Origin of the sequence: Enterobacteriaceae endosymbiont of Donacia vulgaris (assembly GCF_012568445.1) — a bacterium.
Classification (GTDB): Bacteria; Pseudomonadota; Gammaproteobacteria; order Enterobacterales; family Enterobacteriaceae.
Genome location: NZ_CP046190.1, coordinates 253196 through 269728 on the forward strand (window position 1 = coordinate 253196; position 16533 = coordinate 269728).

23 protein-coding genes and 3 tRNA genes are annotated in these 16533 nt (G+C 22.1%); 4 read left to right on the forward strand and 22 right to left on the reverse strand.

The window, feature by feature from the left end; translation table 11 throughout:
• Positions 1-3 precede the first annotated feature (3 nt).
• The gene (locus GJU01_RS01165) at positions 4-1233 is read right to left on the reverse strand and encodes a multifunctional CCA addition/repair protein (RefSeq protein WP_168868028.1); all 1230 of its coding nucleotides are present in this window, start codon (positions 1231-1233) and stop codon (positions 4-6) included.
• 193 nt (positions 1234-1426) lie between these two features.
• On the opposite strand from GJU01_RS01165, the gene ribB reads away from it, so the two are divergent.
• On the forward strand, positions 1427-2074 hold the full coding sequence (gene ribB / locus GJU01_RS01170) for a 3,4-dihydroxy-2-butanone-4-phosphate synthase (RefSeq protein ID WP_168868029.1): 648 nt from the start codon (positions 1427-1429) through the stop codon (positions 2072-2074).
• A 24-nt stretch (positions 2075-2098) separates the two neighbouring features.
• Here ribB and GJU01_RS01175 read toward each other — a convergent pair.
• From GJU01_RS01175 to trxA, 5 genes are all read right to left on the reverse strand, one after another.
• Positions 2099-2172 (reverse strand) — tRNA-Pro (locus tag GJU01_RS01175).
• A 13-nt stretch (positions 2173-2185) separates the two neighbouring features.
• Positions 2186-2258 (reverse strand) — tRNA-His (locus tag GJU01_RS01180).
• Between the two features lie 57 nt (positions 2259-2315).
• Positions 2316-2389: transfer RNA gene (locus tag GJU01_RS01185), tRNA-Arg, on the reverse strand.
• A 144-nt stretch (positions 2390-2533) separates the two neighbouring features.
• Positions 2534-3793, reverse strand: coding sequence for a transcription termination factor Rho (rho, locus tag GJU01_RS01190; protein WP_168868030.1), 1260 nt, complete (start codon positions 3791-3793; stop codon positions 2534-2536).
• A 116-nt stretch (positions 3794-3909) separates the two neighbouring features.
• Positions 3910-4242 (reverse strand): thioredoxin, encoded by a 333-nt coding sequence (trxA, locus tag GJU01_RS01195; RefSeq protein WP_168868031.1) that lies wholly within the window; start codon positions 4240-4242, stop codon positions 3910-3912.
• Between the two features lie 311 nt (positions 4243-4553).
• Here trxA and dksA point away from each other — a divergent pair, with 311 nt between their 5' ends.
• Positions 4554-5009, forward strand: coding sequence for an RNA polymerase-binding protein DksA (dksA, locus tag GJU01_RS01200; protein WP_425482426.1), 456 nt, complete (start codon positions 4554-4556; stop codon positions 5007-5009).
• 73 nt (positions 5010-5082) lie between these two features.
• On the opposite strand, the gene GJU01_RS01205 is transcribed toward dksA, so the two are convergent.
• The 5 genes from GJU01_RS01205 to tsaC all read right to left on the reverse strand — a co-directional run bounded on the left by GJU01_RS01205 (position 5083) and on the right by tsaC (position 8980).
• A complete protein-coding gene (locus tag GJU01_RS01205) occupies positions 5083-5856 on the reverse strand; it encodes an ABC transporter permease (protein WP_246208927.1) in 774 nt (257 codons plus the stop codon).
• A 26-nt stretch (positions 5857-5882) separates the two neighbouring features.
• Positions 5883-6797, reverse strand: coding sequence for an ABC transporter ATP-binding protein (locus tag GJU01_RS01210; RefSeq protein ID WP_168868033.1), 915 nt, complete (start codon positions 6795-6797; stop codon positions 5883-5885).
• Positions 6798-6945: 148 nt separating this feature from the next.
• Complete coding sequence (locus GJU01_RS01215; protein WP_168868034.1) at positions 6946-7557, reverse strand: superoxide dismutase; 612 nt, start codon at positions 7555-7557, stop codon at positions 6946-6948.
• A 32-nt stretch (positions 7558-7589) separates the two neighbouring features.
• A complete protein-coding gene (gene aroE / locus GJU01_RS01220; RefSeq protein ID WP_168868035.1) occupies positions 7590-8417 on the reverse strand; it encodes a shikimate dehydrogenase in 828 nt (275 codons plus the stop codon).
• A 2-nt stretch (positions 8418-8419) separates the two neighbouring features.
• Positions 8420-8980 (reverse strand): L-threonylcarbamoyladenylate synthase type 1 TsaC, encoded by a 561-nt coding sequence (gene tsaC, locus GJU01_RS01225; protein ID WP_168868036.1) that lies wholly within the window; start codon positions 8978-8980, stop codon positions 8420-8422.
• 124 nt (positions 8981-9104) lie between these two features.
• Between tsaC and def the strand changes: the two genes are divergently transcribed.
• Together def and fmt are read left to right on the forward strand one after the other, a co-directional pair.
• Positions 9105-9641, forward strand: coding sequence for a peptide deformylase (gene def / locus GJU01_RS01230; protein WP_168868037.1), 537 nt, complete (start codon positions 9105-9107; stop codon positions 9639-9641).
• Complete coding sequence (fmt, locus tag GJU01_RS01235; protein WP_168868038.1) at positions 9638-10615, forward strand: methionyl-tRNA formyltransferase; 978 nt, start codon at positions 9638-9640, stop codon at positions 10613-10615. The genes def and fmt overlap by 4 nt, the downstream gene beginning before the upstream one ends.
• Here fmt and rplQ read toward each other — a convergent pair.
• Genes rplQ through rplR form a run of 11 tightly spaced genes read right to left on the reverse strand, consistent with a single transcriptional unit; the run spans position 10608 to position 16530 of the window.
• Positions 10608-10994, reverse strand: coding sequence for a 50S ribosomal protein L17 (rplQ, locus tag GJU01_RS01240; protein ID WP_168868039.1), 387 nt, complete (start codon positions 10992-10994; stop codon positions 10608-10610). The two genes, fmt and rplQ, sit on opposite strands and share 8 nt — an antisense overlap.
• 29 nt (positions 10995-11023) lie before the next feature.
• Entirely contained in the window at positions 11024-12037 is a 1014-nt protein-coding gene (locus GJU01_RS01245; RefSeq protein ID WP_168868040.1) for a DNA-directed RNA polymerase subunit alpha, read from the reverse strand.
• Positions 12038-12059: 22 nt separating this feature from the next.
• Positions 12060-12680: a 30S ribosomal protein S4 gene (rpsD, locus tag GJU01_RS01250; RefSeq protein WP_168868041.1), complete on the reverse strand. Its 621-nt coding sequence runs from the start codon at positions 12678-12680 to the stop codon at positions 12060-12062.
• Between the two features lie 40 nt (positions 12681-12720).
• The gene (gene rpsK, locus GJU01_RS01255; RefSeq protein WP_168868042.1) at positions 12721-13110 is read right to left on the reverse strand and encodes a 30S ribosomal protein S11; all 390 of its coding nucleotides are present in this window, start codon (positions 13108-13110) and stop codon (positions 12721-12723) included.
• Between the two features lie 29 nt (positions 13111-13139).
• On the reverse strand, positions 13140-13496 hold the full coding sequence (gene rpsM / locus GJU01_RS01260) for a 30S ribosomal protein S13 (RefSeq protein WP_168868043.1): 357 nt from the start codon (positions 13494-13496) through the stop codon (positions 13140-13142).
• A gap of 51 nt (positions 13497-13547) precedes the next feature.
• Entirely contained in the window at positions 13548-13664 is a 117-nt protein-coding gene (gene rpmJ / locus GJU01_RS01265) for a 50S ribosomal protein L36 (RefSeq protein ID WP_168868044.1), read from the reverse strand.
• A 33-nt stretch (positions 13665-13697) separates the two neighbouring features.
• Positions 13698-15026, reverse strand: coding sequence for a preprotein translocase subunit SecY (secY, locus tag GJU01_RS01270; RefSeq protein ID WP_168868045.1), 1329 nt, complete (start codon positions 15024-15026; stop codon positions 13698-13700).
• 7 nt (positions 15027-15033) lie between these two features.
• Positions 15034-15462 carry a 50S ribosomal protein L15 gene (rplO, locus tag GJU01_RS01275; RefSeq protein WP_168868046.1) on the reverse strand — a complete coding sequence of 143 codons (429 nt, stop codon included), beginning with the start codon at positions 15460-15462 and terminating at the stop codon, positions 15034-15036.
• A gap of 1 nt (position 15463) precedes the next feature.
• Positions 15464-15643 carry a 50S ribosomal protein L30 gene (rpmD, locus tag GJU01_RS01280; RefSeq protein ID WP_168868047.1) on the reverse strand — a complete coding sequence of 60 codons (180 nt, stop codon included), beginning with the start codon at positions 15641-15643 and terminating at the stop codon, positions 15464-15466.
• The gene (gene rpsE / locus GJU01_RS01285) at positions 15627-16157 is read right to left on the reverse strand and encodes a 30S ribosomal protein S5 (RefSeq protein ID WP_168868048.1); all 531 of its coding nucleotides are present in this window, start codon (positions 16155-16157) and stop codon (positions 15627-15629) included. The genes rpmD and rpsE overlap by 17 nt, the downstream gene beginning before the upstream one ends.
• Before the next feature lie 19 nt (positions 16158-16176).
• Positions 16177-16530: a 50S ribosomal protein L18 gene (rplR, locus tag GJU01_RS01290; RefSeq protein ID WP_168868049.1), complete on the reverse strand. Its 354-nt coding sequence runs from the start codon at positions 16528-16530 to the stop codon at positions 16177-16179.
• Positions 16531-16533: the final 3 nt, after the last annotated feature.

Consider the following 16533-nt stretch of genomic DNA (forward strand, 5'->3'; position numbering starts at 1 on the left):
GTTTTAATTTTTTAATTTTAAGAAATGTTTTATTAATTTCAATCTTTCATATTGAATTTTTTGAGATATATTATTTCCTTCTAAATTATTAATTTCTATAATATTTTTAATATTTAATTTAGAAATATATTTATACATTTCAATAAAATATTTTCCTTGTTTATATTCTATAGTTTCTAATGTTAATCTACCTCTTGCATCAGCTTCACTAATTAATGCTATTTGGCTTACTCTTTCTGGTTTTCTCCAAGCATCAATAATATTATATATATTTAATATATCTTGTGGTTTTTGATTATATATATCATGAATAATATCATGTATTTTTGCAGCTAAAATAGATAATTTTTTTATATTATTAGGAATTTTTAATTTTTTACATAAATTTTTAATTAAAGGTATACCTAATTCTCCATGTCCAGGATGTCTTGGCCATAATTTACGTGGTGTTAATCCTTTACCAATATCATGACATAATGCTGCAAATCTTGTTGATACATTTTTTGTAAGTTTAGATATTATTTTTAATGTAAGCATAGTATGTATTCCTGTATCTTTTTCTGGATGCCATTTTAAAGGAGCTGGTATACCATATAATTTATTTATTTCTGGGAAAATAACAGATAAAGCATTACATTTTTTTAAAATTTGAAAAAATACATGAGGATGTGCTGATTGAAGAGCAATATATGTTTCTTTCCAAATTCTTTCTGGTTTTAAATATAATAATTCTCCAGAATGACTCATAACTTTCATTAATTTTAATGTATTATCATGAATACGAAAATTTAAATACTTTAATTTAGCCGCAAATCTAGCTACACGTAAAACTCGTAAAGGATCATCTTTAAATGAAGATGATACATGTTTTAATAAACGGTTTTTAATATCTTTTAATCCATTATATGGATCATAAAAATTTCCTAATTCGTCTTGTGCAATAGCATTAATAGTAAGATCTCTACGTAATAAATCTTCTTTAAGAGAGATTTGAGGAGAAGCACAATATTTAAATCCTTTATATCCATGTCCAAACTTATATTCTGTTCTAGCTAATGCATATTCTTCATGTGTTTGAGGGTGTAAAAAAACAGGAAAATCTTTACCAACTAATTTAAAACCTAATTTTAACATCAAATTAATATTTGATCCTACAACAACCCAGTCTTTATCTGTTACTGTTATATTTAAAAGATAATCACGTATAGCTCCACCAACTAAATAAGTTTTCAAATTTATTACTCCATAAAATTAATAATATATTTATTTTATTTTAATGATAAGTTTTAATAATATTATATATTAATATTTTGATATTATTGATTTATAAAACAAATAAATAATTTAAGTATTTTAAAAATTTTACAAAAAATTTTTTTAAATATTAATATATAATATTATTAAATTATAATATAAATATTATTTTATGAATATACTTGATATAGAATTTGGTAATTATAAAGTACGTATGGAAAATGCTATTTTTTCTTTACAAAAGGGATATGGAATTTTAATTCTAGATGATAAAAATAGAGAAAATGAAAGTGATATAGTATTTTCAGCAGAAAAAATTTCTATACCTGATATAGCTTTTTTAATTAGATATGGTAGTGGTATTATATGTTTATGTATTACAGAAAATTTACGTAAAAAATTAAAATTACCTATGATGGTAAAAAAAAACACTAGTATTTATAAAACTGGATTTACAATTACAATTGAAGCAGCTAAGGGAATATCTACTGGAGTATCAGCACAAGATAGATTTACAACAATTAAAACAGCTATTTCAAATAATGTTGTTCCTGAAGATTTAAATAAACCAGGACATGTTTTCCCATTAAGAGCAGTTAATGGGGGTGTTTTTAAAAGATCAGGACATACTGAAGCTACAATAGATTTATTAAAAATTGCAAAAATGAAACCTACTGGAGTATTATGTGAATTAACTAATAAAGATGGATCTATGGCAAAAATATTTGATACGATATCTTTTGCAAAAAAAAATAAAATGATTGTAATTACTATTAATGATTTAAAAAAATACATTATCAAAAATAATATTAGTATCTAATTTTATATAAATTTAAAAATTTTATCGGCGAGAGAGGATTTGAACCTCCGACCCACTGGTCCCAAACCAGTTGCGCTACCAAACTGCGCTACTCGCCGAATAAAATTTATGGGTGGTTAATGGGAATTGAACCCATGACAACTAGAACCACAATCCAGTGCTCTACCAACTGAGCTATAACCACCATTAAAATTAATTATTTTAAAATTATAATAATTTAATAATTTTATAATTTTTTATCTACACCCGACAGGAATTGAACCTGAGACCTCTGTTTTCGGAAAACAGTACTCTATCCTACTGAGCTACGGGTGTAATTAATATATTACAAATTCATTTCTTTAATGTCTAGTTTTTTTATAAAAAAATTCTTAATATTTCTTATATTTATAAAAAATAACACATATTAAGTGATCTACTTCAATATAATTTTTGATAAAAAATATAAATATAATAATGTTAAGATCTTTTCATCATATCAAAAAAATCATTATTAGTCTTTGTCATTGATAATTTATTTATTAAAAATTCCATTGCATCTATTTCATTCATAGGTTGTATTATTTTTCTTAAAATCCACATTCTTTGAAGTTCTTCTTGTGAACTTAAAAGTTCTTCTTTTCGTGTCCCAGATCTATTATAATCTATAGCAGGAAAAACTCTTTTTTCAGCTATTTTACGGGATAAGTGTAATTCCATATTTCCAGTACCTTTAAATTCTTCATAAATAACATCATCCATTTTCGATCCTGTATCAATTAATGCTGTTGCTATAATAGTTAAACTTCCTCCTTCTTCAACATTTCTAGCTGCTCCAAAAAAACGTTTAGGGCGATGTAAGGCATTTGCATCAACACCTCCAGTTAAAACTTTTCCAGATGCAGGAGCAACAGTATTATAGGCTCTAGCTAAACGTGTCATAGAATCTAATAAAATTATAACATCTTTTTTATGTTCTACTAATCTTTTAGTTTTTTCAATAACCATTTCAGATACTTGTACATGTCTAGACGGAGGTTCATCAAAAGTAGATGCTATTACTTCTCCTTTTACTAATCTTTGCATTTCAGTAACTTCTTCTGGACGTTCATCAATAAGTAATACTATTAATACACAATCAGGATGATTATATGCTATACTTTGTGCTATATTTTGTAATAACATAGTTTTTCCTGCTTTTGGTGGAGCAACTATTAATCCTCTTTGTCCCCTACCTATTGGTGACGCTAAATCTAGAACACGAGCTGTTAAATCTTCTGTAGAACCATTTCCTCTTTCCATACTTAATCTAGAATTTGCATGTAATGGTGTTAAATTTTCAAAAAGAATTTTATTTCTTGCATTTTCTGGTTTATCAAAATTTACTTGATTAACTTTTAATAATGCAAAATATCTTTCTCCTTCTTTTGGAGGACGTATTTTTCCTGAAATAGTATCTCCTGTACGTAAATTAAAACGTTTAATTTGACTTGGTGATACATATATATCGTCAGGTCCTGCTAAATAAGAACTATCAGAAGAACGTAAAAATCCAAATCCATCTTGTAATATTTCTAATACTCCATCACCAAAAATATCTTCTCCACTTTTGGAATGTTGTTTTAATATAGTAAAAATAATATCTTGCTTACGCATTCTAGCCAAATTTTCGAGATAAATATTTTCACCTAAATCTATAAGTTCTGATATTGGTTTATTTTTTAATTCGGTAAGATTCATAATGGTGAGGTCTTAAACTTTGAATAATTCTTGAATATTTGTATAAAATTTTAAAAAATATAATAATAATCATATTTTTTTAAAAAAAATATGTAACATTAAAATATAAAAATAAATTATTTTAAATTTTTATTTAAAAAATTTTCTAATTGTATTTTATTTATAGAACCAACTATTTTGTCAATGATATTACCATTTTTAAATAATAAAATTGTTGGTATACTACGGATATTATATTTTTCTGCAATTACTTTATATTTTTCAATATTCAATTTAGTAAAAATTACATTTTTATATTTATAACATACTTCTTCTAATACTTGAGAAAATATTTTACATGGATTGCACCATTCAGCCCAAAAATCAACTAAAACTAAATTACTTTTTTTTATTGCAGATTGAAAATTTTTATCATTTAAATTTATTAGAACATTAGTTTTATGTTGCATGAATTTAACATTCCTATATGAATATTATTATCTAATTATTTTTTTATAAAAAATTTATAAATACCTAATTCTTGAATAAACTATTGTGAATATATTAATTTACAAAAATACTTAAATAAAATTTTAATTTTATTATATATTAATAATAATTATATTACAAGATAATATATTATGTTTTATTAAAATAAAAAATTTATATAAATAAAATATAATTATTATTAGTATGTTAGTATTAATTATTTATTAAGGAAAATAATTTTTATTATTTTATAGTATAATAAATATTTATTAATAACAAATAATTAGGAAAAATAATGAAAAAAAATAATGATTTTTTATCATCTTTAAATATTTTATCTATAGCAGGAGTATCTCCGTATAAAATAAAAATTAATGAAAAATATATGAATAAAAAACAATTATTACATTTTAAAAAAATTTTAGAATCATGGAGAAATAAAATAAATAGTAAAATCATTAATACATCATCTTATATAAAAGATGAAGCATCTAATTTTCCTGATCTAATTGATAGAGCTTCGCAAGAAGAAGAATTTAATTTAGAATTACGTAATCGAGATAGAGAAAGAAAATTAATAAAAAAAATAGAAATAACATTAAATAAAATTAATACAAAAAATTTTGGTTATTGTGACTGTTGTGAAATTAAAATTGGCCTAAAAAGATTAGAAGCACATCCAACAGCAAATTTATGTATTGATTGTAAAACTTTAGCAGAAATACGAGCAAAACAAATAGCTGAATAAAATATATTTTATAAATATACTATTAATTATTTTTATACACAATATTAATTTATGTTTAAAGTATTTTAGTTTTTTATTTACGTATCCCTATACCTTTTTTAATTAAAATGAAAGTAAATAAATATAAAATTAGAATAAAATAAAATAAAATATTTATAGTTAAAAATAATGAGACTGTTTTTATACCTAAATAACTATAACGAAATCCAGAAATAATATAATAAATAGGGTTTATTTTTAATATTTTTTGCCAGAATATAGGTAAAACTGATATTGAATAAAATACACCACCTAAATATGTTAAAGGTGTTAATATAAATGTAGGTATAAAATTAATATCATCAAAATTCTTAGCAAAAATAGCATTTAATAATCCAGCTAGAGAAAATAAAATAGATGTTAATATTACAATAATTATAAAAAATAACCAAGAATATATATGTAAAGAAATAAAAAACATAGAAATTATAGTTAAAATGATACAAATAATAAAACTTCTCATTATACCTCCACTAATAAAACCTAATATAATTAAATTAGTTGGTATGGGAGCTATTAATAATTCTTCTATATAATGTTGAAATTTTGCTCCAAAAAAAGATGAAGCTACATTAGAATATGAATTATTAATAATGCTCATCATAATTAATCCAGGTATAATAAATTGTATGTAACTAAATCCTAATATTTTATCAATATGTAAATTAAGTAATTTTCCAAATATCATAAAATATAAAGATATATTCATAATAGGAGGAAGAATCGTTTGTATCCAAATACGCATAAATCGATTTATTTCTTTTTTATAGATTGTAAAAAACATAATTAAATATGGATATAATTTCATTTGAATAATCCTTGTTATAAAATAATTTAATTTTTAGTAAAATCCATAAATAATTTTTCTAATCTATTGTATTTATTTTTTATGCTAATAATTTTAATATTTTGTTTTATTAATTGTTCGAAAATATTATTTAAATTTTGATTTTTCATTACTTTAATTTCTAATTGATAATTATTAAGAATTTTATATTTATAACCATTTATTATTGGAATAATATCTTTCATGTTTATATAATCTAAAATAAAAATTTCAAATTTTAATTTACTGAGTAGTTTATTTATAGGATAATTTGCAATTAATATTCCATTATTTATAATTCCAATATGTTGACATAAAAATTCAGCTTCTTCTAGATAATGAGTTGTTAAAATAATTGTAATTTTTTTTTTAATATTTATTTTTTGGAAAAAAGACCATATGTAATAACGTAATTTAAGATCAACACCAGAAGTAGGTTCATCTAAAATTAATAATTTAGGACTATGAATTAGTGCTCTAATTATCATTAAACAACGTTTCATACCTACTGATAAATTTTTTGCTTTTTGATGTCTTACTTTCCATAATTTTAAGATTTTTAAGTATTTTATAATTTTTGTAATAACTTCTTTTTTTTTTATACCATAATATCCAGCTTGATTAATTAATATTTGTAGTACAGTTTCAAATGGATTAAAATTAAATTCCTGGGGCACTAATCCTATTTTTTTTTTAGTTTTAAATATATTTTTTTGAACATTTAATCCAAAAATTTTAATTTTTCCTGAAGATTTATTAATTAAAGAAGTAATTATACCAATAATAGTTGTTTTACCAGCACCATTAGGTCCTAATAAAGCATAAAAATCTCCTTTTATAATTTTTAAATTAAAATTTTTTAAAACTTGAAAATTATTAGGATAAATTTTAGATAAATTTATAATTTCTAATGCATAAGACATAATAATATTTTTTTTTTAAAAATTAAAATTATTAAGTATTTTTTAATTTTGTAATATTTAATATTTTATTATATAAATTTTTTAAAAAAAAACAAAATATTTTTAAAGATGATGTATTTCATTATAAAATAAAATACATCATAAATAATTATTTATTTAACAATAATTGTGTTACTTTATCCCAATTGATAACATTCCAAAAAGCTTGAATATATAAATTTTTTTGATTTTGATATTTTAAATAATATGAATGTTCCCATAAATCTAATCCTATTATAGGATAACTAAGTTCTTTATTATTCATTAATGGATTGTCTTGATTTATAGTAGTAATTATTTTTAATGTATTTTGTTGTTTAACAACCCAAATCCATCCAGATCCAAAAAAATTTAAAGCTATATTTTCAAACATTATTTTAAAATTTTCTAAATTATCGAATTCTTTTTCAAAAATATTTAAAATAATATTATTAGGTTGAGTATTTTTTTTCAAAATTTTCCAAAAAAAACTATGATTAGCATGTCCACCTGCGTTATTACGTAAAATAATCTTTTGTGATTTAGAAAGAGATAAATTATTTAAATTAGATATTAATTTATTAATTTTAATATCTTTGATATTATTTTTTTGAAGTAACAAATTTGTATTATTAATATAATTTTGATGATGTTTTTGATGATGTATTTTCATTGTTTTTGTATCAAAAAAAGGTTCTAAATCAGAATATTTATATAATAAATCCGGTAATGTATAAGTCATCTAAAATCCTTTAAAAAAAATGATATTAAATATTAATTATATTTTTTATATTTTTTAATTATTTTTTTTGTATGAGGCATGATACCATGCCATAAATAAAAAGAATATGCTGCTTGTTCAATTAACATACCAATACCATCTGATATTTTTTTAGCTCCATGAATAGTACACCATTTTAAAAATGGAGTAATGGTAAAATTATAATAAAGGTCATAACAAAAAACATCAGGTTGTATAATTGATACAGGAAGATTAAATGTATTATCTCCCATCAAACTACTAGATGTAGCATTAATAATTAAATGATACTTAATTTGATCATATTTTTGAAATAAATCCTCTTTTCTAAGACAATTAAGATTTTTTATATTATTAAAATATTTAATAAGATTTTTACCACGTTTATAAGTACGATTAATGATTGTAATATTACAACCAAATTTAATTAATGGCATTATAATTCCTTGAGCTGCTCCTCCAGCACCTATTAATAAAATATTACTTGAAGAATTGATAAATTTTAAATTTTTTAAATCTTTTAATAGACCAATGCCATCTGTATTATCACCTAAAATTTTTTTAGAATTAATAATTTTTATTGTATTTACTACACCAGCTTGTTGTGCCCTTTTTGTTAAAATATTACATAATTCATATGCTTCATGTTTAAAAGGAATTGTAATGTTTGCTCCTACACCTCCATTTTTAATAAAATTAAAAAATTTTTTATTAAAATTATTTTTTTCAACATAAATTTTTGTGTAATTTTGTAATATTCCTGTTTGTTTTGCAAATAATTTATGTATAATTGGAGATTTACTATGTTTTATAGGATTACCAAATACTGCAAATATTTTCATATTTATCCTTTACGAATAACTAAATTAGTAAAACTATCTCTAATTTCTGATGGTTTTAAATATCCTCCTGTTTCCCCATTTAAAATTAAAATATGTTTTTTTATATGATGAAAATGATATAGTACTTCTTGATAAGTTAAACACGGTTTCATGCCTGAAATATTCGCACTAGTAGAAACAATAGGTTTTCCAAAATAATTACATAATTTACTTATTAAGTAATGGTTAGTTACACGAACAGCTATAGAATTAAAATTTCCAGTTAACCAATAAGGAGTATTTTTTGAAACAGGCATAGTCCATGTTATCATGCCAGGCCAAGTAGATAAAATTTTTTTTTTTTGTTTTTTAAGAATTTTTTTTTCATTTATATATTTCAATAATTGACTATATTGAGAAGCAATTATAATTAATCCTTTTTTTATACTACGTTTTTTTATTGTTAATAATTTATTGACTGCTTTTTTATTATCTGGATCACATCCTAAGCCAAATACAGATTCAGTAGGATAAGCTATAATTTTACCCATTTTTAGTGCATTAATAAAAATTTGTATATCCATAATTTTTTTATAAATAGTTTGATATAATTATAAATGAATTATATATTAATATATATGAATAATTTAAAGATTAAAAAAAATTCTATTTTATTACAAAAATTGTTTTAAAAAGAAGATATCCATTATGTCTATAATAAAATTATTATATTTTCCTAATAAAAAATTAAGAAATATTGCTAAATCTATTAAAAATATTAATAATGATATTAAATTATTAGGAAATAATATGCTTGAAATGATGTATTCTTATAATGGTATTGGTTTAGCAGCAACGCAAATAGGAGTAAATAAAAGAATTATTGTTATTGATATAACTGAAAAAAAAAATAATCCTCTTATTCTTATTAATCCTAAAATAATAAAATTTGATAAATTAAAAATTAATAGTACTGAAGGTTGTCTTTCTATCCCTATTAAACAAAAATATATCGTTTTAAGATCTAAAAAAATAAAAATTAAAGCTCAAAATTTAATGAATGAATTTATTGAATTAGAAGCAAAAAATTTATTATCTTTTTGTATACAACATGAAATTGATCATTTAAACGGGATTTTATTTATTGATTATTTATCAAATTTAAAATATCGAAGAATTTGTGATAAAATAAATAAACTCAATCATAAAATAATATTTTTTAAAAAACAGAATTATCTAAAATGAAAAAAAAAATAAAAATTGTTTTTATGGGTACTTCAAAATTTGCCTCTTATCATTTAAAAGGTTTAATAAATAATGTTTATAGTACAGTATCTTGTGTTATCACTAAACCAGATACTTATGCTAATAGAGGTTATAAATTAACTTTTAACTCTGTAAAAAAAATAGCAATAAAATATAAAATAAATGTATTACAACCAGAATCTCTAAATTCTTTAAAATTAATTAAAGATATTATTAACTATCAATGCGATATTATTGTAGTTGTTGATTATGGTTTATTGATACCTAACGAAATATTAAATATACCTAAATTATTTTGTATGAATATACATGCTTCATTATTACCTAGATGGAGAGGATCAGCTCCTATACAAAGAGCTTTATTAGCAAATGATTTAAAAACAGGTATTAGTATTATTAAAATGAATAATTTTTTAGATCAAGGTGATATTATTTATCAAATAGAATATAATATTTTATTATATGATACATACGGATCATTATATAAAAAATTAGCTACATTAGGATTAGAAGGTTTATTATTTATAATAAAAAAAATTTCAAAAGGAGAACAAATAAAATTTCAATCTCAAAATATTAAAATGATAAAACCTACATATGCAAAAAAAATATCTAAAACAGAATGTAAATTAAATTGGAATTTACCAGCTAAAAAATTAGAATGTATGGTTCGTGCTTTTAATCCTCGCCCGGGGACTTTCTTTATTATCAAAAATAAAAGATTTAAAGTTTGGCAAGCAGAAGTCATTAATAATTTTAATAATGACTATGTAACGAAAATACCAGGAACTATTTTATCAATTAATAAATATGGTATACAAATAAATACTATAAATGGAATTTTAAATATTCAAATTATTCAACCTAGTGGTAAAAAACAAATGAATATTCAAAATTTTTTAAATTTTAACCAATATAAAAATTTTTTTAAAAAAAATAATATAATTATTTAACTTTCTTCTTTTTTAAAACTATTTTTCGTCCTATTAATTCTATATATGCCATAGGTGCCTTATCTCCATTACGGAAACCACATTTTATTATACGTGTATATCCACCTAATCTATTTTGAAATTGAGGGGCAATAACATTAAAAAGTTTTATAATATTATATTTATTATTTAATTTAGATCTTATTAATCTTTTGTTAGAAATAGTATTTTTTTTAGCAATAGTAATTATTGGTTCTATTATTTTTCTAAGTTCTTTAGCTTTCATTAAAGTAGTTTTAATAATTTCATTATTAATTAATGAATTCATCATATTAAGTAACATTGCGTTACGATGAGTACTATTTTTATTAAAATAACGACCTGTTTTACGATGGCGCATTTTTTTACCTAATTTTTAAAATTAATTTTTTATGATTTTTTTTTATTATTATTTATAAGTGGAGGCCAATTATCTAATCTCATACCTAATGATAACCCTCTTGAAGCTAATATATCTTTTATCTCTGTTAATGATTTTTTTCCTAAATTTGGGGTTTTTAACAATTCTACTTCAGTTCGTTGTACTAAATCACCTATTAAATGAATTAATTCAGTTTTTAAACAATTTGCAGAACGTACAGTTAATTCTAAATCATCTACTGAATGTAGTAAAATAGGATCAAATTCTGGTTTTTCCTCTTTAATTTCTTCTTCTTGTTTAATATCTTGTAAATTGACAAATGATGCTAATTGTTCAGATAAAATAGTAGCTGCTTTTCTAATAGCTTGCTCTGGATCAATTGTACCATTTGTTTCCATTTCTATTATTAATTTATCTAAATCGGTTCTTTGTGCAACCCTGGCTGCTTCTACATTATATATAATTCTTTTTATAGGACTGTAAGATGCATCTAATAATAATCTACCTATTTTATGATCATTTTTAAAATTATTATTATTTATTTTTGTATGTGCAGCTACATATCCTCGACCTAATTCTATTTTAATTTTCATATTAATTGATGTGTTTATATTTGTAATATGACAAATAATATGTTCTTGATTTATAATTTCTACATCATTACCATGATCAATATCAGAAGCTTTTACAATTCCAATACCAGTTTTGTTTAAAGTTAAAATTACCTCTTTTTTATTATTTTCTATTTTTATAGCTAATTTTTTTAAATTCAATAATATTTCAATAATATCTTCTTTAATACCTTCTTTAATACTATATTCATGTAATATCCCTTCTATTTCCACTTCCGTCACTGCATAACCAGGTATTGAAGATAATAAAATACGTCTTAATGCATTTCCTAAAGTATGACCAAAACCACGTTCTAAAGGTTCTAAAGTTACCTTTATAGTATGAGTAGTAATATGTTCTATATTTACTAATCGAGGTTTTAAAAATTCTGTAATAGAATTTTGATCCATTTATATACTCTCTTATAAAAAATTATTTTGAATATAACTCAATAATTAAATGTTCATTAATATCTGCAGGTAAATCAGAACGTTCAGGAAGTTTTTTAAAAATACCTTCCATTTTTTTACTATTTACTTCTAACCAATTTGATTTTTCTCTTTGTGTATATAAATCAATTGAAGCATTAATTCTTAATTGTTTTTTAGATTTTTCACATACAGAAATTTTATCATTTAAAGATACTTGATAAGAGGCTATATTTACAATTAAATTATTAATTTTAATTGATTTATGAGAAATTAATTGTCTAGCTTCTGCTCTTGTAACTCCAAAACCCATTCTATAAACAACATTATCTAATCTTTTTTCTAATAAACATAATAAATTAAAACCAGTATTACCTTTTATACGTGATGCTTTTTTATAATAATTATGAAATTGACGTTCTAATATACCATATAATCTACGTATTTTTTGTTTTTCTCTTAACTGAATTCCATAATCTGATAACCTAGATTTTTTTATACCATGTTGTCCTGGTGCTTGTTCTAACTTACATTTTGTATCAATAGAACGTACGTTAGATTTTAAAAATAAATCAGTTCCCTCTCTTCGAGATAACTTTAATTTTGGTCCTAAATATTTTGCCATTTATTTAATCCTGAGATATTTAAATTAATAAAAAAATTATTTATACTCTTCTTTTTTTAGGAGGTCTACATCCATTATGAGGAATAGGAGTAATATCAGTAATATTAGTTATTTTAAAACCGGCATTATTTAATGCTCTAATAGTAGATTCTCTCCCAGGACCTGGACCTTTTACCATAACTTCTAAATTTTTAATACCATAATTTTTAACAATTTCAGCACATTTTTCTGCAGCTATTTGTGCTGCAAATGGAGTGGATTTTCTTGATCCTCTAAAACCAGAACCTCCTGCTGTTGCACATCCTAAAGAATTACCTTGTCTATCAGTAATAGTAACTATTGTATTATTAAAAGAAGCATGTATATGAGCAATACCATCTATAATTTGTTTTTTAGGATTTTTTTTAGAATGTAAAGATTTTTTTTTCATTATATATACCATTTGCTATAATTAAAATATTATTTTTTAAAATATTTATAGAATTTTTTTCTAGTATGTGCATTAGTTTTGGTTCGTTGTCCTCTAACAGGTAATCCTTTTTTATGACGTAATCCTCTATAACAACCAAGATCAATTAATCTTTTAATATTTAAATTAATATCTCTTCTTAAATCTCCTTCTACTTTAAATTTTGATATAATATTTCTTAATAAATCTATTTTTTTTTCTGTAAGTTTATTTATTTTAATATCTTGAGAAATATTAGTTATTTTACATATACGAATTGCATGAGATTTACCTATTCCATAAATATATTTTAATGCTATTATTATACGTTTATTATCAGGAATATTAACTCCAGCTATACGAACCATTTTAAATCCTTTCTTAAATTTTAGAATATGTTTTTGTAATAAATAAAATAATTATCCTTGACGCTGTTTATGTTTAGGATCTGTCTTACAAAATACATATATTACTCTATTTCTACGAATAATTTTACAATTACGACATAATTTTTTTATTGAAGTACGAACTTTCATTCTATTATATCTCCTAAACATATTTAATAAATATTATCCTTTAAAATTAACTTTTTTAAGTATAGACTCATACTGAGTAGACATAATTAATGTTTGAATTTGTGTAATAAAATCCATAATTACTACTATTACTATAAGTAATGATGTACCACTTAAATAAAATGGAACATTAATAATATTACGTAAAAATTCTGGTATAAGACAAATAAAAGTAATATATAAACTACCAGTAAATGTTAATCTCATAATTATTTTTTTTATATATTTAGCTGTTTGTTCTCCAGGTCTAATACCTGAAATATATGCACCAGATTTTTTTAAATTATCTGCAGTTTCTTGAGGATTAAAAACTAAAATAGTATAAAAAAAACAAAAAAATATGATTGCTAAAATATATAATCCAATATATATTGGTTGTCTAGGTTGTAATGATATAGCAACATTTTTAACCCAATTCCAACTAATAATAGTACTTAACCATGAAAATACAGTAGAAATAAATAAAATAATACTAGAAGAAAATATTGCAGGAATAACTCCAGCCATATTAACTTTTAATGGTAAATGAGTATTTTGTTGTGTATTATATATTTGTTTTCCATAGTATCTTCTAGCGTATTGAACATTAATTTTTCTCTGACCTTTTTCAATAAATACAATAAATAAAATTATTAAAAATATAAAAAATAATAAAAGAAAAAAAATAAAGAAATTTAAATCTTCTTGTTTTATTTTTTCAATAATTTGAACTATATTAAAAGGTAAAGTAGTAATTATACCAATTACTATAATAATAGAAACACCATTACCAATACCTCTTTTTGTAATTTGTCTACCTAACCACATTAAAAATGTAGTACCTGTGATTAAACTTAAATTAGAAATTATAAAAAAACTAACACCAGGATTCATTACTAAATTAGTCATACCTGGAAAATTAGGTAATCCAGTAGTTATACCTATAGATTGAATACAGGCCAAAATTAGTGTACTATACTTAGTATATTTATTAAGTTTTTTTTTACCTTCTTCCCCTTCTTTTTTTAAAGAAATAAAAAATGGATGCACTACGGTTAAAAGCTGCATAATAATAGATGAAGATATATACGGCATAACACCTAATGCAAAAATTGACGCTCTACTTAGAGCTCCCCCAGAAAACATATTAAACATATCAATAATAGTACCATGCTGTTTAATAATTAAAGAATGTAAAACACTAATATTAATACCTGGAATAGGTATAAATGAACCTATACGAAAAATCAAAATAGAAGTTATTAAAAATATAAATCTTTCTTTTAATTCAATAAACCCTTTTTTAGTACTTTGAAAATTTAATTGTTTAAGTGATTTAATCATGTATTATTTATTCCTCAATGATACCACCTAATTTTTTTATAATTACTTTAACACTTTTTGTACAGTTTAATTTAATAATTTTTTTTGATGAAATAATATTCCCCTGGTTGATAATTTTAACATATTTAATTTTTTTACCAATTATTTTAGCAGATTTTAAAACATTTATATTAATATGATGACTATCTGTTTTTTCTAAATCTCTTAACCTAATTTCTTTAAAAAATTTTTTTTTTTTTGATTTAAATCCAAATTTAGGTAATCTTCTATGTAAAGGGCTTTGACCACCTTCAAAAGATTTATTTAAATTATAACCAGATCGAGATTTTTGTCCTTTATGACCTCTACCACTTGTTTTTCCTTTTCCAGAACCAATTCCTCTACCTAATCTTTTTTTATTTTTTTTAATTTTAGAACACAAATTATTTAAATTCATATTAGTATATAACCTTTATCATATAAGATATTTTTTTGATCATTCCTAAAATACTAGGTGTATTTTTTTTAATAACAGTATGTCCAATATGTTTTAGTCCTAAACTAATTAAAATTGCTTTATGTTTAGGTAATCTACCTATAGAACTTTTAATTTGTGTAATTTTAATATTTTTTAACACTATTCATATTCCTTTTTATTTCTTCTATAGTTTTACTTCTTTTAGCTGCAATCATTTTTAATGAATGAAGATTTAATAATCCTTTTATAGTAGCTTTAACCACATTAATAGGATTAGTAGAACCATAAGCTTTGGCTAAAACATTATATATACCTATAACTTCTAATACTGCTCTCATAGCTCCGCCTGCAATAATACCTGTCCCTTCATAAGCTGGTTGTATAAATACAAAAGAACCAGTATGATATCCCTTAACAGGGTATGGGATTGTATTATTATTAATAATAATGTTTATCATATTTTTTTTAGCTTTTTCCATTGCTTTTTGTATTGCATTTGGAACTTCTTTTGCTTTACCATATCCAAAACCAATTCTTCCTTTACCATTACCCACTACAGTTAAAGCTGTAAAAGAAAAAATACGTCCTCCTTTAACAGTTTTAGATACTCTATTAACAGCAATTAATTTTTCTTTTAGTTCATTATTTTGATGTTTATTATTATAAAAATTCATAATTTTCTTTTAAAAAATGTTAAAAGTTTAAGCCTGTTTGACGTGCAGCATTTGCTAATGCTTGAATGCGTCCATGATATTTAAAACCTGAACGATCAAATGATATATTTGAAATACCTTTTTTAATAGATCTATTAGCTATTTTAGTCCCTATAAAAATTGCAGCTTGTATATTTCCAGTATATTTTAATTTTTTTTGTATTTTTTTTTCTAAAGTAGAAGCTGTTGTTAAAATTTTATTATTTGCAGAAATTATTTGTGCATATATATGCCGAGAAGTACGATGTACAGATAAACGTACTATTTTAAATTTTTGTAAATTTTTTCGAAATTTAGTTGCTCTACGTATACGAGCAATTTTTTTTATATTCATAAT